Raw genomic sequence first — 19,177 nt, 5'->3', positions numbered from 1 at the left:
GTGGGGCGCAGGGTAAGGAATCCTTGCGTTCCGCCCCCCTTGCGCATGCCGCGACGGATAGGATCCTCACACAATCCGACCACTTGTTTACATGGCAATGACGGCTGCGCTCATGGTCGTTCAACCGTCCGGTGCCATGCGAAGGAGTTTCACCGTGGCGACCACCCGCCGCCGCCCACCCCGACGACGGGTCTGGCCCAAGATCAGGCTGCTCCTCCTGATCTGTGTGGTCGCCGCAGGTGCCACCGCCCTGTATCCCGTGTGGAAGGCGGCCAACCCGGATCCGCCGGAGCTCACCGTCCGGTACCGCACCGACACCCCGGCCACCGCCGCGGCGGCCAAGCCGTCGCTCGAGGTCTTCAACGACTCGAAGAAGCCGCTCCCGCTCACCGATCTGACGCTGCGGTACTACTTCACCGCCGACGGGGCCTCCGCGTACGCCTACAACTGCGTCCAGGCCTCGGTCGGTTGCTCGAACATCGCGGGGACGGTCACCGCGCTCGACGATCCCACCGAGGACGCCGACCACTATCTGGAGCTGCGGTTCACCGAGGACGCGGGCACCCTGGAGCCGGGCGCCAACAGCAAGGGCATCGACGTCCAGCTGTTCCGCGCCGACCACAAGAAGCTGAGGCAGTCCGACGACCGCTCCTTCGACGCCGAGAAGACCACCTACAAGGAGTCGAAGAAGGTCACCGCTTACAAGCGGGGCGTCCTCGCCTGGGGTGACGAGCCGAACGGCGGGGAGAAGAAGGGGGCGTCGGCCAAGGCGTCCGCCGCGCCCGCGCCGCTGCCGGCCGCCCCGGCCGGGGTGCTGTTCGACGACTTCGACTACGTCGGCGCCAAGGACCCCGCCCTGTTCAAGCACGGCTGGCTGGTCCGCAGCAGCAAGGGCGGCCCGGGCATCGACGACACCTGGTCGGCCGACGGGGTCACCTTCCCCGCCGAGAAGGACGCCCTGGACGGCGGCCAGGTGCTGAACCTGCGCGCCGCCACCGACGGCACCAAGGCCGGCACCACGCAGGCCAGTCTCGGCACCGCGAGCCGCGAGTTCCGCGACGGCACCTACGCCGCCCGGATCCACTTCAGCGACGACCCGGCCGAGGGCAAGGGCGGCGACCACGTCAACCAGACCTTCTACACCATCGGCGGCAGCGGAAAGACGTACAGCGAACTCGACAACGAGTACATGCCGAACGGCGGCTGGGGCCGGCTCGGGCCGAAGCTGGACACGGTGACCTGGTACGACCACGAGAAGAACGACCGGGTCTACACCACCACCAACAAGAGCCTGGCCGGCTGGCACACCGTGATGATCACGGTCGAGGACGACGTGGTCACCTACCGCGTGGACGGCAGGAAACTCTTCTCCAGCAGCGGCAAGTACGCCCCGCGCGCGGGCATGTCGATCAACTTCAACCACTGGTTCGTCGACCTGCCGTTCAAGGGCGACCGCTCCTGGGACATGAAGGTCGACTGGCTGTACTACAACGCCAAGGACGTCCTGTCGGCCAAGGACGTCGACGCGGCCGTCAAGGAATACAGCGACAGCGGCATGAACTACTTCGACACCGTTCAGGAGTCTCGTTGAGCAAGGAGCATTCCCGTATCTCGGCCCGTTCCCTGAGCCGGCGCGCCGCGCTGCTCATGGGCGGCACGGGAGGTGTCGCCCTCGCGGGCGGCGGCGGTGCGTGGCTGGGCGCCCAGGCGGCGCAGCCCACGGCCGCCACAGCCGCCGGAGCGGCCATCGGAGGCCTGACCACACCCCCGCCCTACGCCCCGTCGGGGCGCCGCCCCAAGTACCGGCGGGCCACCTGGTCCCAGCAGTTCCAGGCCTCCCACGGCTGGACTCCGGCGGGCGGGGGCACCGCGTCGGCCGAGGCGAACGACACGTCCGCGTTCGTGCGGGGGACGCAGTCGGTACGGGTCACCACCAACGGCACCGGCAAGCAGTCGTACGTCCGCAAGACCGGTATGGCGGCGCAGAACCTGACCGGCAAGATGATCAGGCTCGTCTTCCGGGTCGAGGACGTCACCAACCTGTCCAAGATCGTCTTCTATCTGGGCAGCGGCTCCTTCGCGAACTACTTCTCCTGGACCCTGCACGCCCATGCGACGACGTCCACCAACTACGTGCAGTCCGGGGAGTGGGTGACCGTCCACCTGCAGTGGGCCGACGTCACCGGCGCGGCCGGCACGTACTCCGTCTCCGCCGCCGGCGCCCCGTCCACCAAGACCGGCTTCACCGACATGTCGTTCGCGGTGTACGACAACGCGGGCGGGCCGGTGACCTACCGGCTGCAGGCCGTCGAGCTGATACCGGACACCGCCTCGGTCTTCCCCAAGGGCGTCGTCTCCATCACCTTCGACGACTCCCACAAGTCGATCCACGACCTGGCCCGCCCGGTGATGGACCAGTTCGGCTACTCGGGCACGGTCTACAACATCGCCGACGCGATCGGCACCGGCACCTTCCTGACGGTCGACCAGATGCGCTCGATGCAGGACTTCTCGGGCTGGGAGATGGGCGGGCACTCCTACGCGACCGCCACCCACACCGCCAGCTATCCCAAGCTCACCGCTGAACAGGCCGACGAGGACTTCCGGAAACTGCGCGAGTGGCTGGTGGGCAACGGCTTCACCAGTGAGCATTTCGCCTATCCGCACGGGTCGTTCGAGAAGACGACGGACGGCGTTCCGGTGGACCGGATCGCGAGCCGGCACTTCACCACGGCCCGGTCGATCATCTCCGAGACGATCGAGTCCTTCGCACCGGCCATGCCCTACCGTCTCAAGGCGCTGACGGGCATCAACGACGGCACGGGCATCGGCGGCACGGCCCTGTCGCGGGTGACCGACGCGGGCGGCAAGCTCGACCGCTGCGCGAACAACGGTGACTGGCTCATCCTGTGCCTCCACAGGATCGTCGAGGGCGCCCCGGCGAGCAGTACGGAGATCGGCAAGGCCGGCCTCACCACGCTGATGCAGGCGATCAAGGACCGGGGCATCCCGGTGCTCACGGTCGAGGAGGCCATGGCCTCGTACACGTGAGGCCTCGGCGACGACGAGGGGGGCGGCCACATGGCCGCCCCCTCTTCTGCTCGCTCGGACCTACCAGCCCTGTCCGTTGCCCTGGCCGTTGACCTGGCCGTTGCCCTGCTGCCAGGACGGGTCCGGGTAACCGCCCTGCTGGTGCTGGGGGTTGTAGCCCTGCTGGTACGGATCGGGATGGCCGCCGCCCTGCCACTGCTGCGGTCCGGCCGGGGCCGACGTGCCCCAGGACACCTGCTGCTGCGGTACGTGCGCGTGCTGCTCGTCGTAGCCGGGCAGCGGCTGCGGCTGGGTGGGGATGGGGCCGGAGGGCCGGGGCCGGGTGCGCAGGGCCACGCCTTCGAGGCGCATCAACTGGAGCGTCTCGGTGACCTTCTTGTCCGAGTACGGGTCCTCTTCCTCGAAGATCTCCGTCACATCGGCCTCGTGGTCGCCGGCCACGGACACCTCGACGCCGCCCTGCCGGGTGCCCCAACTGCCCTTGTGCAGGGTGAACAGGGCGTAGAAGCGGAGCGGGGTGAGGAGGGTCAGCTGGATCACACCGTAGATCGGGGCGAGCAGGAACATGCCGAACCGTTTGACGAAGCCCATGCCGCGGCGCGGAAAGTCGAGGTAGCGCACGTTGCGGAGGTACCCCATGAGCACCATGAAGACCAGGTAGTCGCCGATGTGGTTGACGAACCGGTCGGGGTGCAGGATCGGCGTGATGACCATCGAGTAGAACATCGCCGAGCCGAACACCAGCCACAGCGCCAGTTCCATGCACGTCAGCCAGAACGCCGGGCGGTACTTCTTCTGGTGGCGGAAGGCCCACAGGGACTCGCGGAAGAAGGACTTGTTCCAGCGGACCTGCTGGCGCAGGAAGTGCGGCAGCTTCTCGGGAACGGCCGTGTACCCGACGGCGGTCTCCTGGAAGACGACCTGGCCTTCCATCAGGCAGTAGTTGGTCATACGGCGGTCGTCGCCGAAGACGGCCGGCTTGCCAAGGAACTGCTGGTTGAGGAAGTCCGGGAGGTACTTGCGCACCAGGGTGCCGCGGTAGGCGGACAGGGCGCCGCAGCAGCACAGGACCGACTTCAGGCGGGAGTAGGCGGCCCGTTCGAACAGGAACGAGTTGCCGTAGCGCAGGTCCTGGAGGCGGGTGAAGATGTTGCTGTCGTGGTTGAGCGCCAGCACCATGCCGGTGGAGGCCATGATCTTCTCGTCGGCCAGCGGCAGCAGCAGTTCGCGGACGGTGTCCCGGGACAGCACGGTGTCCGAGTCGACGCACAGGAAGATGTCCGAGTACGGGGCGGCCTCGAAGCCCAGCGCCAGGGCCTCGCGCTTGCCCTTGTTCTCGGGCTGCACGCTGACCGTGTACTTGACGCCCTTCGCCTCGAACTCGCGGCGCATCTTCTTCGCCGTCCTGATGCCGGAGTCGTTGGCACTGGCGTCGTCGATGATGTGGATCTCGTTGGGCAGGCGGCTCTGCGCGAGGAGGCTGCGCATGCCCTGCTCGAACATCACCGGGTCCTCGTTGTAGATCGGGATGACCGCGGTGACCCAGGCGTTCTCCAGGTACTCCAGCTCCTCCCGCCCCGCCTTGGCCGGACGGTAGAAGAGGGCGCCGAACATCTTCAGGGCCAGCAGCGTCATGGCGCCCAGCGAGTACAGGTGCAGGGAGCCCGCGTCGAGCCGGGTGGCGATCAGCGCGGCGAGGCCGAGGAAGACGAAGTACGAGACCTTGAGGTGCCGGCGCTTGCGGTGCCCTCGATGGTCGTCGGCGTCGACGGCACCGGGTATGTACGTATCGTCGGAAGTCACAGCTTGACCACCCGCGGGTGGTCAGCGGACTTGCCCCGGGTGTCGAAGAGCGCACGGGCGCGGTCGGCGAGCAGGCCCAGGTCGATCTCGCGGTGCGGCTGGAGCAGGATCGTGAGGTCGGCGGTCTCGGCCTCGGCGAGGTAGTCGTCCGTCCGCTCGACGCTCGCGCCGCCGGCCTTCCAGTCCTCGACCCGCGGGTCGAAGTAGACGAGTTCGGCGCCGCGCGCGAGCAGGTTCTCCGCGACGGCGAGCGCCGGGCTCTCGCGCTGGTCGGAGATGTCCGGCTTGTAGGTCACACCGAGCAGCAGCACACGGGAGCCGCGGACGGCCTTGCCCTGGTCGTTGAGCAGGTCGGCGGCCCGGTTGACCACGTGCACGGGCATGCGCTGGTTGATCTCCTGCGCGAGCTCCACGAACCGGAACGGGATGCCGAGCGAACGCACCTTGTACGAAAGGTAGTTGGGGTCGATGGGGATGCAGTGTCCGCCGACGCCCGGGCCCGGGTGGAAGGGCGCGAAGCCGAACGGCTTGGTGGAGGCGCAGCGGATCGCGTCCCACAGGTCGACGCCGATCTCACGGCAGAACATCGACATCTCGTTGACCAGCGCGATGTTGACGTGCCGGTAGGTGTTCTCCAGCAGCTTCGCCATCTCTGCCTCGCGGGTGCCCTTGGCCTCCACGACCCGGCTCACGAAACGCTCGTAGAGGGCACGGGCGGCCTTGGTGCAGTCGGCGGTGATGCCGCCGACGACCTTCGGGGTGTTCTCCAGGCCGAAGGAGGCGTTGCCCGGGTCGATGCGCTCCGGGGAGAAGGCCAGGTGGAAGTCGGTGCCGACGCGCAGCCCCCCGGCCTCCAGGCGGGGGCGGACGACCTCGTCGGTGGTGCCCGGGTACGTCGTCGACTCCAGCACCACGAGGGTGCCGGGGTGCAGGTGGGCCGCGATGTCGTCCACGGCGGCGTGCACCGCGCCGAGGTCGGGGGCGCCGTGCTCGGTGAGCGGGGTGGGGACGCAGACGACGACCGCGGCGGCGTCCGCGATGACCTCGGCCCCGTCGACCGCCCGGAAGCCCTGGCCGAGCATCGTGCCGACTTCGGCGTCCGTGATGTCGTCCACGTGGGAACGACCGGAGTTCAGTCCGTCGACCACCCGTCGGCTGCGATCGAGACCCACCACCCTCAAGCCTGCCGCGGCGGCTGAACGGGCCAGCGGCAGCCCCACGTAACCGAGTCCCACAACGACAAGATCCACCGTGGAGGATCTGCTCACGACAACATTCCCAACCCCGTTTTTACCGGCCTGGCGGCCGGGTCCCCGGTGCTACGTCGGTCTCCCGATAATTCGAACAAACGAAGGGAGGCTAGCAAGCGTCTTCACTCTTCAACCACAGCTTCTTAACGTGCCCCTCGTCACGCGCGCATCCATACAACCCTCTGTGAGTTTCATGTGTCTTCGACCCCTGGCGCGTCGCGCGTCACGGGCTGAGGGTCCGTCAGGCCTGTTGCCAGGCCCGCAATGCGAGGCCCGGCTCGTTCTTGCGGCGGCTGATCAGCAACTGACCGCTCGTCGGGGACACAGTGGCCGCGACCACCTCTTCTTCCTCGTCGAGGGCCAGCGACACCTCGGCGTCCACGGGGAGTTGGGGTCCCGACTCGGTCCACCAGGCGCCCGCCGACTCCTGCTCGGTGGGGTACGCGGCGAAGGCGACCCGGCCGCTCGCGGACCGCTGGGCGAGCAACGTGCAGTCGTGGCCGTCGAGTTCACAGCGCACCGCGGACACCGGGCCGGGACCGGCACAGGCGAGCAGGGTGACCGGCTTGTTTCCGGGGCGCCAGGCGCACAGGTCGCCGGAGGTGTCGGTGTAGAAAAGCGTGGTGCGCTCGGGGGAGGTGGCGAGGGCGCGCAGGGTGCCGGGGCGGACCGGAGCGTCGATCTTCTCCTCCAGGACCGGGGTGGCGCCCGCCTCCTCCTGCCGCCAGTGCAGGATCCCGCCGGGTGCGGCGGCGTACAGCTCGACGCGTCCGGACTCCCCCGTCACGGCCGCCAACTCCTCCTGTACGTCAGTTCCCTTCAGGTCGCGCCAGGGGCCCCAGCCGCCCTTCTCCTTCTGGGCGAGCATGCTCACCCCGCCGCCCGTGTTGCGGACGAAGACATGGGCCCGGCCCTGCGCGTCGACCGCGACGGCGGGCGTACCGGTGCGGTCGCCGGTCTTGTCGGGGTGGCCGATCGGGGCCCAGTCGAGGGCGGCGAGCCTGGGCCGGAAGTGGGTGGAGTGCACCAGACCGGACTGGCCGGGCCTGGTGGGCCGCCAGGCGACCAGATGGGCGTAGCCGTCGGTACCCTGCCCGACCGCGAGCACGGGGTGCAGCTTCTGGCCGCCGCCCACCCGGCGGGGAGCCTGCCACGGGCCGCCGGGGCCGCGCTCGGCCCGGCACAGGACGGCGTCGCCCACGGGCAGATACACACTGAGCCGGCCGTCGCGGCCACGAAGAAGCCAGTCGCCGTTCACCGTTTCACTTTAAGCGGAGGCGAAGAGTCAGCGCGTTCCAGGCCCCTGACCGGCGGTCCGGTGCGCGACGACCGGCACGCAGGGCCGGGCCGCCCCAGGGGACTACGGCCGCCACGCCAGGCCGGGCCCGGCCGCCCCGGGGGCGAGGAACGCCGTCGAACGGGCAGGCTGGTCCCTGCGGACACGGACACGTACGAGGTCCGTGCGACACCATGCGAGAGCAGTGCGAGAACAGTGCGAGGACAGGAAGTCGACGTCATGACCGACAAGCTCACCGTAAGCGTCCTGGGCACCGGGATCATGGGGGCCGCGATGGCCCGCAACCTGGCCCGTGCCGGACACACCGTCCGGGCCTGGAACCGCACCCGCGCCAAGGCCGAACCGCTCGCCGCCGACGGCGTAGCGGTCGCCGGCACCCCCGCCGAGGCCGTCCGGGGCGCCGACGTCGTCCTGACCATCCTGTACGACGGCCCCGCCGCCCTCGACGTGATGCGCGAGGCCGCCGACGCGCTGCGTCCGGGGATCGCCTGGATGCAGTCGACGACCGCGGGCATCGAGGCGATCGGCGACCTGGCCGACTTCGCCCGCGAGCGGGGACTGGTCTTCTTCGACGCGCCGGTGCTGGGCACCCGTCAGCCCGCCGAGGCCGGCCAACTGCTCGTGCTGGCCGCCGGGCCCGTCGAGAGCCGCCAGGCGGTGGCTCCCGTCCTGGACGCGGTGGGCTCCCGCACGGTGTGGACCGGCGAGGACGGCGCCGCCGGCAGCGCCACCCGCCTGAAGCTGGTGGCCAACAGCTGGGTCCTCGCCGCCACCGCCGCGGTCGGTGAGGTGCTGGCGCTCTCCCGGTCCCTCGGCGTGGACCCCCAGCACTTCTTCGACGCCATCGCCGGCGGCCCGCTCGACATGGGCTACCTGCGCGCCAAGTCCGCCCTCGTCCTCGAAGAGCGGCTGACTCCCGCCCAGTTCGCGGTGTCCACCGCCGCGAAGGACGCCCGGCTGATCGTCCAGGCCGGCGAACAGCACGGCGTCCGCCTCGACGTCGCCACCGCCACCGCAACCCGCCTGGAACGCGCCGCCGCCCAGGGCCACGCCGACGATGACATGGTCGCCGCGTACTTCGCCAGCTTCGAGGAGGGGCGGGAGGGGTGAGGTGATGCAGGGGGGCCGAGGACGCCGCCCGTGGGACCCTGGCCGTATGGACGACAACGCTCCCCTTCTGGTGATCGTGGACGCCGCGAATGTCGTCGGGTCGGTGCCCGACGGATGGTGGCGGGATCGGCGGGGGGCCGCGGAGCGGTTGCGGGACCGGCTTGCGGTGGACGGGGTGCCGGGGCGCTCCGGACCGGTGGAGATCGTGCTCGTGGTCGAGGGCGCGGCGCGTGGTGTGGAGCCGGTACCGGGCGTACGGGTGGAGGCCGCGCCCGGCAGCGGGGACGATCACATGGTCGAGCTGGTGGCGCGGGCGGGTGAGCGACCGGTGCTGGTGGTCACGGCAGACCGTGAACTTCGGCGCAGGGTCGGTGAGTTGGGGGCGGAGGTGGCGGGGCCGCGCACGGTCAGGCCGACCTGACCGCCGTACCGCCACCACCGCCTGCTGTGGGAGGGGCAGTATGCGAACCCCCCTTTACTGAGTGGGGGCCTCCTCTCGTGCCTGCTGCTTCCCTGCTGCCTCCCGGCGAAGCGTTCTGCGAGCCCTCCTACGGGAACTGCTTCTCCTCGCGGCCGATGTCGTCGATCGGGCCGAGGATCGTCCAGCCCGGCCCGAGGGGGCGGGTGGAGCGGAAGCCGTGGGCGTCCGCGTACTCCTCGGCCTCCTCCGCGGTGTCCTCGGGGGCGCGCATGATCGTGTAGCGCGGGGGGTCCTCGTGGTAGAAGCGGTAGAACGTGCGGCCCTCGTCCTTGGACTGGTAGAGGATCACGCCGACGCCCCAGAGGGCGTCGTACACCTTCTGATCGCGCGGGGGCGTCGTCGTGCACGTGTCGGAGGGGCGGCCGGGCTCGCGGACGCAGGTCCGGTACCCGCTCCAGTCGATGCGTTCGGCGCGGGGGTGTTCCGCGATCAGTTTCCGCATCCGGGCGTCGGCCCGGGCGAAGGCGTCCTCGCGGCGGTCGTACTCCTGCTGCAGCCGGTTGAAGCGCTGCTCGTCCAAGCCGCTGCCGAAGTGGGCCTCCAGGCCCGCGAGGACGGCGACCCGCCAGGCCAGGTACCCGGCCGTCACGACGAGCAGCGTGACGACCAGGACCCGGCCCGGCGAGCGCCTGTGGGGCATCAGGTCGGCGAGGTCAGAACGTGCCGCTGATGGGGATCTCGATGTCCGCCTGCGCGATCGGCGGGGGGTACTTCCCGTCGAACCGGTCATAGTGCTGGAGCGTAAACCAGTCGATGAAGCCGTACTCCGTGATCTCGTCGTCCGGGTCGAGACCGAAGTGGTCGTAGGAGTGGAAGACGAGCTTGCCGGAGAAAGAGTTGCCCTCGACCTTGTAGTCCTTCAGCGCGATCGTGTGGCCGTGGAACTGGTGGATCGCGATGGAGAGGGCGCGCTGGTTGGCGTCCCAGAGCGAGAAGTCGTACACCGGGAACTTCACGTCCTGGCGGAGGAACTCCTGGAAGAGGAAGTTCTTGGAGAGGTCCTCCTGGACCTTGAGCTGATCGGTGCGGCCCTGGTTGTCGATGAGGGACTGCTTGATGATCTGGCTGGCCTTGTCGGTGTACGTCTTCTCCTGCGGTGAGGCGCCGACAGCGCGGGAGAGGGCCGTGCCGGAGCCGCGGTAGAGGTAGCGGCCGGGGTCGAAGTTGTCCTCGACGGTGACCGTGCCCGCGCTCTGGCCGTCGCGGCCGTAGCGGAAGGCGTCGCGGAGGTCGTCGACGGACTGGGCGTAGTCGGCGTCGGCGCCGAGCTTGCCGAAGTTCATGATGTCGTTGAACTCGGCCCACATCCAGGACTCGGGCGTGATGCGGGCGACCCAGAAGTCCCAGCCGAGGTCGGTGAGTTCGTCGAAGTTGTAGTCGTTGAAGGTGAGGTCGTCGGCGACGCGCGGGTCGGCAGGGACGGGCGGGTGCTGGGGGTCGGGGGCCTTGCGGCGGCCCTCGCGGAAGGACGACTGGTGGATCAGCATGTCGGTCGGGGGCGGGTCACCCGGGTCTCCGCCGTCGCCGGCGCCGTCGGAGAGGATTCGCTTGCCAGGGGCCCTGGGGCCTGCCTTGTCGAAGGCGTCGCTGTCGAGGACGACGTACTTGGCGGAGCCGTCGGCCGTGGCGGTGGCCGTGATCGTGCTGCCGCTGCGCTGCTGGCCCGACTGCTTGACGAGGTGGCGGGCCTTCTCGTCGTAGCGGTAGAGGGCCGGTGCGGTGCCCTCCGTACGGTCGGGGTCGAGGCGGAAGGTGAGCCTTGCGGCGCCGTCCGCGGGGGCGGAGACCTGGAAGCCGTTGCCGAGGTAGCCCGGAGTGGACTCCGGGAACTCCCGCTGCTTGGCAGGGAGCCTGGTGACCTGGAAGCCGCCGACCTGCTCGGCGCGCAGGCCCTTGAGCGTGGCCTCGGCGGCGGTGGCGCCGCCGTCCGCGCGGCGGGTCACGTCGAAGGAGGAGTTCTTGGCGCGGGGGGAGGCATTGAGCCTCGTCTCCTCGCCGTCCTGGACGCCGTCGCCGTCGGTATCGGCCTTGGTGGGCTCCGTGCCGAGCTTCAGCTCGCGGGCGTCCGCGAGGCCGTCCTGGTCGGTGTCGGCGCGGGTGGGCGTGGTGCGGAGCTTGAGCTCGCGGGCGGCCGTGAGGCCGTCCTTGTCGGGGTCCTCGGCGCCGTCCTTGATGCCGTCGCCGTCGGTGTCGGCCTTGAGCGGGGAGCTGAAGCGGTAGCCGAGCTCGGCGAAGTCGGAGAGGCCGTCGCCGTCGGTGTCCTCGGACTTGGGGTCGAGCTTGGCGCGCACCTCCAGGTCGTCGGGGAGGCGGTCGCCGTCGGTGTCCTCCGTCGGCGAGATGCCGTGCTCGGCGAAGGACGCCCAGGTCGGGGTATCGGCCTTGGCGCCGGGCTCGGCGCGGTACCAGACGGTCTCGGTCCTGCCCGGCTGGAGGGTGTTCGTGGGGCCGACGCCCTGGAGCGTCGTGCGCGCGTCCTGGGGGGCGGCGAGCTTCGCGGCGGAGGTGTCCGTGATGCGGTCAGAGAGCTCGAAGGTCAGCGACCATTTGGAGACGGGGTGATCGGAGACGTTCTCGAGCTGGAGCCGGGCGACGTACGAGCCCTCCGTCGCTCTGCCGCGGAGGGCGGCCGGGACCTGGCTCCACGCCGCGTCGCCGGGGGTGACCTGGCGGTAGGAGACGTCGACCGTGTTGTCGCGGTAGAGCGTCGCCCCGTCGGTGGCCGCGCCGTCGCCGGGGATTCCCGCGGCGGCGGGCACGGCCGTGCCGAGGAGAAGGAGTAAGGCCGCGCCGAGGGGCACGGCGGCGCTTCTGTTCATGGGGCCTCCCACGTCTGGAGACATGCCTGTTGTCTCGAAGCTGCCGTTGTGTCACGGCAGTTCGGAATCGAACGGGGAAGCTAGCAGACGTGGGGGATGGTTCCCAAGGTGCGGTGGAGGCGAAATTGAGACGTTTGGGAGATTGGTAAGCCCTGCTCCGCTTGTGTTCCTGCTCTGCCTGGGCAACAGCCTGGCGACCAAGGAGGAGCTCGCGGCCAACGGCGGCTACGTGCTCTTCCCGAGCAATCCGACCTTCGAGTCCTACAACGTGGTCCTCTCCGGCGGCGTGGTCACGCGGGCCGCGGTGGTCAGCGTCGTCATCACCCTGGTCGGCACGGCGCTCAGCCTGCTCTGCACGGTGGCCCTGGCGTACGGGCTCTCGCGGCCGGGCACGGTGGCGGGCAAGCCGCTGCTGATGATCGTCCTCGGGACCTTCCTCTTCACCCCCGGCATCATCCCCAACTACCCACCGCCGCAGCTTCATAGGTGCGGCAGGGGCCGCAGGTCTGACGGTGGCCGCCGGCTCCGCGCTGATCGCGGCTGGCTGCACAAGCTGCCGAACGGCACCTTCACCGCGCGGCCGTGACCTGTGCCACGTTGCCGTAACTGGCCCGGCCCCCGGCGCAAGTTGGTGAAGTATGCCTACAAAACCTGCCCCGGCCGGGGGCCACAGCGAACTTGTCCACCAGTGCCGACTGCCGCTGTCCACGCAGACGTTGCGGTACCTGACGTCGTTGCTGTCCGCCCACCTGAAGAAGATCCGCTCCCTTGGCGCAAGCTCCCGACCGGGCGGATCACGGTGATCGCTCTGGCCGCTCGACACCGACGCCGATCCGGCGATCATCACGGGCTACAAGAAACCCAAGGGCAAGGATGAACACACCTCAGTGGGAGATCCGGTTCTACTAGGCGCCTGGTCGGATGGTCAGACGAGGCGCTTGCGACCCCAGAGGATGACGAATGCCGCGCCGCCGGCGGCCAGGGCCAGCAGGATCGAGGCACCGAGCCACTGCATGGAGGACATCTGGGACATCGGGATGTAGTCCACCGACCAGCCGACGACCTGCGCCTTCTCCAGGCAGACGTTCATGGCCTTCTCCGTCCCCTGGTTGCAGCTGCCCCAGCCGATGGTGTCGCCCGCGGCCGTGAGGTAGGACTGGTCCACGAGGTGGGCGCTGTCGGGCAGGTTCGGAAAGACGTTCTCCCCCGTGACACCGTTGTGGGTGGTGACCGTGAGGACATTCCCGAGGGACATCCGGAAATGCGACCACACCAGCCGCAGGGCGACGGCGAAGCCCAGGGTGACGACCATGGACAGCAGGGTCCGGCGCAGCAGCATGCCGATCGCCACGCCACCGACGAGGGTGAGCAGGGAGAGTGCCCCGGGCATGGGTCCGCTGCTGTCGAAGCCGGCATCATCGTACCAACTCAGGGCGTACGACGATGACTTGACCGGTGACCACCACCAGGTGAACGCGGCGGAGACCGCCGTGGTGCACACCACGACCACGAGTGCGGTCACACCGAGCTTGGTGGTGATCCAGCGGACGCGGCTGACGGACTGTGCGCTGACGAGCTTGGCGGTGCCGCTCTCCAGGTCGCCGGCGAGCAGGGGCGCACCGAGGAAGACACCGATCAGGATGGGCACGAGCTGGAGCAGCTGAGCGGTCGAGTTGAGGGGTGCATGGTCGAACTTGTTCTCCCAGCCGTCCTTCAGGTGGGGATAGTCGTACCCCTGGAGGTACGTGATCATCTGCTGGCGCTGGTAGACCATCACCGCGACGGCGATGGCGGCGGCGGCCAGGAGGGTCCAGTAGGCGGCGCGATGCTGACGCCAGACGAGCCAGTTCATGCCGCCGAGCCGAAGGCCGCGGCCACGGCCGGCTTCGCCGCGGGCGGAGTCGGAGGAGGTGCTGCCGGTGGTGCCGGTGTTGGTCATCGTGCTCATGCCGCCACCGCCTGCGGGGCGACGTAGGAACTGGGACCGATCAGCGGCGGGGCTTCGGGCGAGCGCAGGTAGGCGAGCAGGAGTTCCTCCAGGTTCGGGGTGCTCGCCTGCCAGGGGCCGTCGAGCGGCCCGTCGGGCCGCACCAGTGAGGTGAACTGCCGTCCACTGATACGGGTTTCGACCAGGGTGTGGTACGCCAGCTCCGGGGGTGTCCGCCCGTCGGAGTGGGCCCCGGTCAGCACGGCGTGGGCGGTGCGGAGTTCGTCCACCTCACCGGCCAGACGAAGGCCGCCGTCCGCGATGACCAGCAGGTGGTCGCAGATGTTCTCCAGCTCGGCGAGCATGTGGGTGGACATCAGAACGGTGGTGCCGCATTCGGCGGCCTCGGCCAGCAGGGTGCCCATCAACTCGTGGCGCACCAGCGGGTCGAGGTCCGACATCGGCTCGTCGAGGAGCAGCAGGTCGGGACGCTTGCCGAAGGCGACGGCGAAGGCCACCCGGGTGCGCTGGCCGCCGGAGAGCGTGCCGATCTTCGCGTCGAGGGGCACATTGCCCGCCCGGACGATGTTCTCGGCGGCCTGCTGGTCCCAGCCGGGGTTCAGTTCGCGGCCCATGCGCAGGGTCTCGGCGACGGTGAAGCGCCGGAACAGGGGCTTCTCCTGGGCGAGGAACGCGGTACGCCGGGTGGCCTCCGCGGATTCCGGGGCCGCGCCGAACACGCGCAGGGTGCCGGTGGTCGGCTCCAGCAGGTTGGCGGCGATGGCCATCAGCGTGGTCTTGCCGGCCCCGTTGGGGCCCACCAGACCGCAGATCCGCCCGGCGGGCAGCCGGAAGGAGCAGTCCTGCAGCGCCCAGCCCCGGCGGTACTTCCGGCCGACGCCGAGGGCCTCTATCGCGGACGTGTCCGCGGAGCCCCCGTGGCCCGTCTCGTAGCTCATCATGCGTGTCCCCTTGTTCCCATGGTTCCTGTTGTCGCTGCTGTTCCTGTTGTGCGCGCGCGGTCGGCGGCAGGCCCGGTCCCGGCGTACCGCTCCTCCATCACCGACGCGACCAGAGCGGTCACGTCGTCCTGCTCAAGGCCCGCCTCGCGGGCCCGGTCCATCCAGTCCTCCAGCTCACCGCGCAGCGGCGAATCAGCCCCCGCCTGCGGACGAGCCAGCGACTGACGTACGAAGGTCCCCACTCCCGGCCGCGCTTCGACCAGGCCCTCCCGCTCCAGTTCGCGGTACGCCTTGAGCGTGGTGTTGGGGTTGACCGCGGAGGTCTGGGCAACCGCCTTGGCCGTGGGCAACTGGTCCCCGGGTACGAGTACGCCCAGCCGCAGGGCCTGCTTGGTCTGCTGAACGATCTGCTGATAGGCGGCGACCCCGCTCCGCCTGTCGATGCGGAACTCCACCCCTTCACCACCATTTCACTAGTCGACTAGTGGAATCATGATGGGGTGTTGATCGCGAATCTGTCAAAGCCCATAGGCCGGGGCGCCGGTGGTTCGGCGGAAATGATCGAAGCCTCTCGCAGGGGCCGCGAGACGAGTTCGGCCTTCGTCCGGGTCCATGGGACCGGACGAAGGCCGACACTGACAGGGCAGGGTTTCAGCAGGCCCCTGCTTACGCGAACCGACGTACCGTCGCGGCGAGTTGACCGCGCCAGTAGTGGGCGGCGTACGGCGGGGACAGCTACCCCGCGTCGCCGTTCGGCGGCTGCGCGGCGGCCGTGGCCGCTTCGCGCCGGCCGAGCAGGCTGTGGCCGCGCCCGTAGAGGAAGTAGACGCCGAAGCCGATCACCATCCAGATGCCGAAGCGGATCCAGGTCTCGGCGGGCAGGTTCAGCATCAGCCAGAGTGAGGCGCACACCGACAGGATGGGCAGGAACGGCATCCACGGTGTGTGGAAGGAGCGGGGCAGGTCGGGCCGGGTCCGGCGGAGGATGATCACGCCGACAGCGACGACCACGAAGGCGAACAGCGTGCCGATGTTCACCAGTTCCGCCAGTTCGCTGAGGCTGGTGAAGCCGGCCAGGATCGCGATGACGACGCCGAGCAGGATGGTCGGCCGGTACGGGGTCCTGAACCGCGGGTGGACGTGCGAGAAGAAGGTGGGCAGGAGCCCGTCCCGGCTCATCGCGAAGAACACCCGGGTCTGGCCGAGGAGAAGGATCATGCAGACCGTCGTCAGGCCGACGGCGGCGCCGAAGCTGATGAAGCCCGCGAACCAGGGACGCCCGGTGGCCTTGAACGCGTCGGCGAGCGGGGCGTCCACGGACAGCTTGGTGTAGTGCTCCATACCGGTCACGACGATCGACACCGCGACGTACAGGACGGTGCAGATGAACAGCGAGCCGAGGATGCCGCGCGGCATGTCCCGCTGCGGGTTCCTGGTCTCCTCGGCCGCCGTGGCCACGACGTCGAAGCCGATGAAGGCGAAGAACACGACGGAGGCGGCCGTGAAGATGCCCATCACGCCGAAGTTGGAGGGCGCCCAGCCGAACATCAGCTGGATCAGCGGGGCCTTGAGACCCTCACCGGCCGGGACCTCCTGCGCCTTCGGGATGAACGGGTGGTAGTTGTCGCCGCTGACGAGGAAGGCGCCCGCGACGATCACGGTCAGGACGACGGTCACCTTGATGGCGACCACCACGGCGGTGACCCGCGCGGAGAGCTTCGTGCCGACCACGAGAATGGCGGTGAGCACCAGGACGAGGGCGGCGGCGAGGATGTCGAAGCCGAACCCGTCCGCGCCCTCTCTTCCGCTGAGCGAGGCCGGCAGGTGCCAGCCCACGTTGTCCAGGAGTGAGGCGATGTACCCGGACCAGCCGACGGCGACCACCGCGGTGCCGAGCGCGAACTCCAGGACCAGGTCCCAGCCGATGATCCAGGCGGGCAGTTCACCGAGGGAGGCGTACGAGAAGGTGTACGCGGAGCCGGCCACCGGGACGGTGGAGGCGAACTCGGCGTAGCAGAGCGCGGCGAGCGCGCAGACGACACCGGCCACGACGAAGGCCAGTGCGACGGCGGGGCCGGCGTTGTTCTTGGCCACCGTGCCGGTCAGGACGAAGATGCCGGTGCCGATGATGACGCCGACGCCGAAGACGGTCAGATCCAGCGCGGACAAGGATTTCTTGAGCGCGTGATCGGGCTCCTCGGTATCGAGGATGGACTGCTCGACCTTCTTCGTCCGGAAGAGGGTGCTGCTCACGGGTACCTCCCACGCTGTGTCGTCCTCGACATGATCGAGAGGGGGCGATGGGGGTCCCCCCCGGTCGAGCGAAGCCGAGATTGGGGGACCGTATGCCCCGGAGCGGGCGGATTCACGCGAACGGGCCGGTAAGACCACTGTGAGGAGCGGTCCCACCGGCCCGTTCGGCGGGTCGGTCGCGGGTGCGTCAGTCGCGGGCCGACTCCACCGAGTCGACCTCGGCCGCCGTGCTGCCGATGGGGGTCCTTCCGCTCGAGCGAAGCCGGGCGTGGGGGAGGCCGTCCAGCTTGGAGACCAGGCCGGTGACCTGACGGGCGATGTCCGGCGCCGTGAGCCCGATCTCGGCCATCACCTCGGCACGGGAGGCGTGGTCGAGGAAGCGCGGCGGGATGCCGAAGTCGCGCAGCGGAACGTCCACGCCCGCGTCCCGCAGGGCCTGCGCGATCGCCGAGCCGACGCCGCCGACCCGAGAGTTGTCCTCGACGGTGACGACCACGCGGTGCCGTTCCGCGAGGGGGGCCATGGCCTCGTCGACGGGCTTGACCCAGCGCGGGTCCACGACGGTGGTGGAGATGCCCTGCCTGTCGAGCAGGCCCGCGATCTCCAGGCACATCGGCGCGAGGGAGCCCACGGAGACGAGGAGCACGTCGGGGGTGTCGGTGCCCGGCTCGCGCAGGACGTCCATGCCGCCCACGCGTCCCACCGCGGCGACGGCGGGGCCGACGGCGCCCTTGGAGAAGCGGACCACGGTCGGCGCGTCGTCCACGGCGACGGCCTCCCGCAGCTGCGCGCGGACCTGGTCGGCGTCGCGCGGGGCGGCCAGCCTCAGGCCCGGGACGACCTGGAGGATCGACATGTCCCACATGCCGTTGTGGGAGGCGCCGTCGGTGCCGGTGATGCCGGCCCGGTCCAGTACGAACGTCACACCGCACTTGTGGAGGGCGACATCCATGAGGACCTGGTCGAAGGCCCGGTTGAGGAAGGTGGCGTACACCGCGAACACCGGATGCAGACCGCCCGTGGCCAGGCCCGCCGCGGAGACGGCGCCGTGCTGCTCGGCGATGCCGACGTCGTAGATGCGGTCCGGGAAGGCGTCCGCGAACTTCTTCAGGCCGACGGGCTGCAGCATCGCCGCGGTGATGGCGACGATGTCCTCGCGCTCCTTGCCGAGCTCGACCATCTCGTCGCCGAAGACGGAGGTCCAGTCGGCGCCCGAGGCCTTGATCGGCAGGCCGGTGTCCGGGTGGATGGGGCCGATGCCGTGGAAGCGGTCGGCCTCGTCCTGGAGGGCGGGCTGGTAGCCGCGGCCCTTCTCGGTGAGGCAGTGCACGATGACCGGACCGCCGAAGCGCTTCGCGCGGGCCAGCGCGGACTCCAGGGCCTCGATGTCGTGGCCGTCGATCGGACCGACGTACTTCAGGCCCAGGTCCTCGAACATGCCCTGCGGCGCGATGAAGTCCTTGAAGCCCTTCTTGGCGCCGTGCAGGGTCTCGTACAGCGGCCTGCCGACGACGGGGGTCCGCTCCAGTACTTCCTTCGTGCGGGCGAGGAACCGCTCGTAGCCGTCGGTGGTCCGCAGCGTCGCGAGGTGGTTGGCGAGGCCGCCGATGGTCGGCGCGTACGACCGCTCGTTGTCGTTGACGACGATGACCAGCGGACGGTCCTTGGCGTCGGCGATGTTGTTGAGGGCCTCCCAGGCCATGCCGCCGGTGAGGGCGCCGTCACCGATCACGGCGACCACGTGGTCGTCGCGGTCGAGGACCTGGTTGGCCTTGGCGATGCCGTCGGCCCAGCCAAGGACCGTGGAGGCGTGGCTGTTCTCGATGACGTCGTGCTCGGACTCGGCCTGCGCGGGGTAGCCGGACAGCCCGCCCTTCATCTTCAGCCGGGTGAAGTCCTGACGGCCGGTGAGGAGCTTGTGCACGTAGGACTGGTGTCCGGTGTCCCAGAGCACCTTGTCCTTGGGTGAGTGGAACACCCGGTGCAGGGCGATGGTGAGCTCGACCACGCCCAGGTTGGGGCCGAGGTGGCCGCCGGTCTTGGAGACGGCTGCGACGAGGAAGCTGCGGATCTCCTCGGCCAGCTGGTCCAGCTCCTCCAGGCTGAGCCGGTCCAGATCGCGCGGTCCCCTGATGCGGGTCAGCAGCGGCACCCGTGCCTCCTTGCAGTAGAGCTGATCGAGCTGTTGCCGGGCGTGTCGAGTCTAATGTTCCGCCTTTGTGCC

15 protein-coding genes are annotated in these 19,177 nt (G+C 69.7%); 5 read left to right on the top strand and 10 right to left on the bottom strand.

The window, feature by feature from the left end:
- Positions 1–154: 154 nt before the first annotated feature.
- Both ACIBK3_RS11110 and ACIBK3_RS11105 read left to right on the top strand, forming a co-directional pair.
- Positions 155–1,591, top strand: a complete 1,437-nt coding sequence (locus tag ACIBK3_RS11110; protein WP_399364213.1) for a cellulose binding domain-containing protein — start codon at positions 155–157, stop codon at positions 1,589–1,591.
- Positions 1,588–3,051 (top strand): polysaccharide deacetylase family protein, encoded by a 1,464-nt coding sequence (locus ACIBK3_RS11105; RefSeq protein ID WP_399364211.1) that lies wholly within the window; start codon positions 1,588–1,590, stop codon positions 3,049–3,051. Before ACIBK3_RS11110 ends, ACIBK3_RS11105 begins: the two co-directional genes overlap by 4 nt.
- 60 nt (positions 3,052–3,111) lie before the next feature.
- Here ACIBK3_RS11105 and ACIBK3_RS11100 read toward each other — a convergent pair whose 3' ends face one another.
- From ACIBK3_RS11100 to ACIBK3_RS11090, 3 genes are all read right to left on the bottom strand, one after another.
- Positions 3,112–4,854, bottom strand: a complete 1,743-nt coding sequence (locus tag ACIBK3_RS11100; RefSeq protein WP_399364209.1) for a glycosyltransferase — start codon at positions 4,852–4,854, stop codon at positions 3,112–3,114.
- Entirely contained in the window at positions 4,851–6,122 is a 1,272-nt protein-coding gene (locus ACIBK3_RS11095; RefSeq protein WP_399364207.1) for a nucleotide sugar dehydrogenase, read from the bottom strand. The genes ACIBK3_RS11100 and ACIBK3_RS11095 overlap by 4 nt, the downstream gene beginning before the upstream one ends.
- A gap of 223 nt (positions 6,123–6,345) precedes the next feature.
- Positions 6,346–7,362 carry a hypothetical protein gene (locus ACIBK3_RS11090; protein WP_399364205.1) on the bottom strand — a complete coding sequence of 339 codons (1,017 nt, stop codon included), beginning with the start codon at positions 7,360–7,362 and terminating at the stop codon, positions 6,346–6,348.
- Between the two features lie 258 nt (positions 7,363–7,620).
- On the opposite strand from ACIBK3_RS11090, the gene ACIBK3_RS11085 reads away from it, so the two are divergent.
- Together ACIBK3_RS11085 and ACIBK3_RS11080 are read left to right on the top strand one after the other, a co-directional pair.
- The gene (locus ACIBK3_RS11085) at positions 7,621–8,511 is read left to right on the top strand and encodes an NAD(P)-dependent oxidoreductase (RefSeq protein WP_399364203.1); all 891 of its coding nucleotides are present in this window, start codon (positions 7,621–7,623) and stop codon (positions 8,509–8,511) included.
- A gap of 46 nt (positions 8,512–8,557) precedes the next feature.
- Positions 8,558–8,932 carry an NTP pyrophosphohydrolase gene (locus tag ACIBK3_RS11080; RefSeq protein WP_399364201.1) on the top strand — a complete coding sequence of 125 codons (375 nt, stop codon included), beginning with the start codon at positions 8,558–8,560 and terminating at the stop codon, positions 8,930–8,932.
- 127 nt (positions 8,933–9,059) lie between these two features.
- Here the strand turns inward: ACIBK3_RS11080 and ACIBK3_RS11075 are convergent, their stop codons facing one another.
- Together ACIBK3_RS11075 and ACIBK3_RS11070 are read right to left on the bottom strand one after the other, a co-directional pair.
- Positions 9,060–9,632 (bottom strand): hypothetical protein, encoded by a 573-nt coding sequence (locus ACIBK3_RS11075; protein ID WP_399364199.1) that lies wholly within the window; start codon positions 9,630–9,632, stop codon positions 9,060–9,062.
- A 13-nt stretch (positions 9,633–9,645) separates the two neighbouring features.
- Positions 9,646–11,811 carry a DUF3289 family protein gene (locus ACIBK3_RS11070; RefSeq protein WP_399364198.1) on the bottom strand — a complete coding sequence of 722 codons (2,166 nt, stop codon included), beginning with the start codon at positions 11,809–11,811 and terminating at the stop codon, positions 9,646–9,648.
- Between the two features lie 163 nt (positions 11,812–11,974).
- On the opposite strand from ACIBK3_RS11070, the gene ACIBK3_RS11065 reads away from it, so the two are divergent.
- Positions 11,975–12,397 (top strand): hypothetical protein, encoded by a 423-nt coding sequence (locus ACIBK3_RS11065; RefSeq protein WP_399364196.1) that lies wholly within the window; start codon positions 11,975–11,977, stop codon positions 12,395–12,397.
- Positions 12,398–12,736: 339 nt separating this feature from the next.
- On the opposite strand, the gene ACIBK3_RS11060 is transcribed toward ACIBK3_RS11065, so the two are convergent.
- The 5 genes from ACIBK3_RS11060 to dxs form a co-directional block, all read right to left on the bottom strand.
- Positions 12,737–13,759, bottom strand: coding sequence for an ABC transporter permease (locus tag ACIBK3_RS11060; protein WP_399364194.1), 1,023 nt, complete (start codon positions 13,757–13,759; stop codon positions 12,737–12,739).
- Positions 13,756–14,700 (bottom strand): ABC transporter ATP-binding protein, encoded by a 945-nt coding sequence (locus tag ACIBK3_RS11055; protein WP_399364192.1) that lies wholly within the window; start codon positions 14,698–14,700, stop codon positions 13,756–13,758. The genes ACIBK3_RS11060 and ACIBK3_RS11055 overlap by 4 nt, the downstream gene beginning before the upstream one ends.
- The gene (locus ACIBK3_RS11050; protein ID WP_399364190.1) at positions 14,697–15,155 is read right to left on the bottom strand and encodes a GntR family transcriptional regulator; all 459 of its coding nucleotides are present in this window, start codon (positions 15,153–15,155) and stop codon (positions 14,697–14,699) included. The genes ACIBK3_RS11055 and ACIBK3_RS11050 overlap by 4 nt, the downstream gene beginning before the upstream one ends.
- Before the next feature lie 280 nt (positions 15,156–15,435).
- Positions 15,436–16,953 (bottom strand): amino acid permease, encoded by a 1,518-nt coding sequence (locus ACIBK3_RS11045; protein WP_399364188.1) that lies wholly within the window; start codon positions 16,951–16,953, stop codon positions 15,436–15,438.
- A 187-nt stretch (positions 16,954–17,140) separates the two neighbouring features.
- Entirely contained in the window at positions 17,141–19,105 is a 1,965-nt protein-coding gene (gene dxs, locus ACIBK3_RS11040) for a 1-deoxy-D-xylulose-5-phosphate synthase (protein ID WP_399364186.1), read from the bottom strand.
- Positions 19,106–19,177: the final 72 nt, after the last annotated feature.

It is taken from the genome of Streptomyces sp. NPDC050287 (genome assembly GCF_044459385.1).
Classification (GTDB): Bacteria; Actinomycetota; Actinomycetes; order Streptomycetales; family Streptomycetaceae; genus Streptomyces.
This window is presented reverse-complemented; position numbering and strand designations above follow the sequence as displayed.

Bases quoted from the DNA above. Each gene is read 5' to 3' on its own strand.
- ACIBK3_RS11085 (WP_399364203.1), top strand. From the start codon at position 7,621: ATGACCGACAAGCTCACCGTAAGCGTCCTGGGCACCGGGATCATGGGG.
- ACIBK3_RS11080 (WP_399364201.1), top strand. From the start codon at position 8,558: ATGGACGACAACGCTCCCCTTCTGGTGATCGTGGACGCCGCGAATGTC.
- ACIBK3_RS11075 (WP_399364199.1), bottom strand. From the start codon at position 9,632: ATGCCCCACAGGCGCTCGCCGGGCCGGGTCCTGGTCGTCACGCTGCTC.
- ACIBK3_RS11070 (WP_399364198.1), bottom strand. From the start codon at position 11,811: ATGAACAGAAGCGCCGCCGTGCCCCTCGGCGCGGCCTTACTCCTTCTC.
- ACIBK3_RS11060 (WP_399364194.1), bottom strand. From the start codon at position 13,759: ATGAGCACGATGACCAACACCGGCACCACCGGCAGCACCTCCTCCGAC.
- ACIBK3_RS11055 (WP_399364192.1), bottom strand. From the start codon at position 14,700: ATGATGAGCTACGAGACGGGCCACGGGGGCTCCGCGGACACGTCCGCG.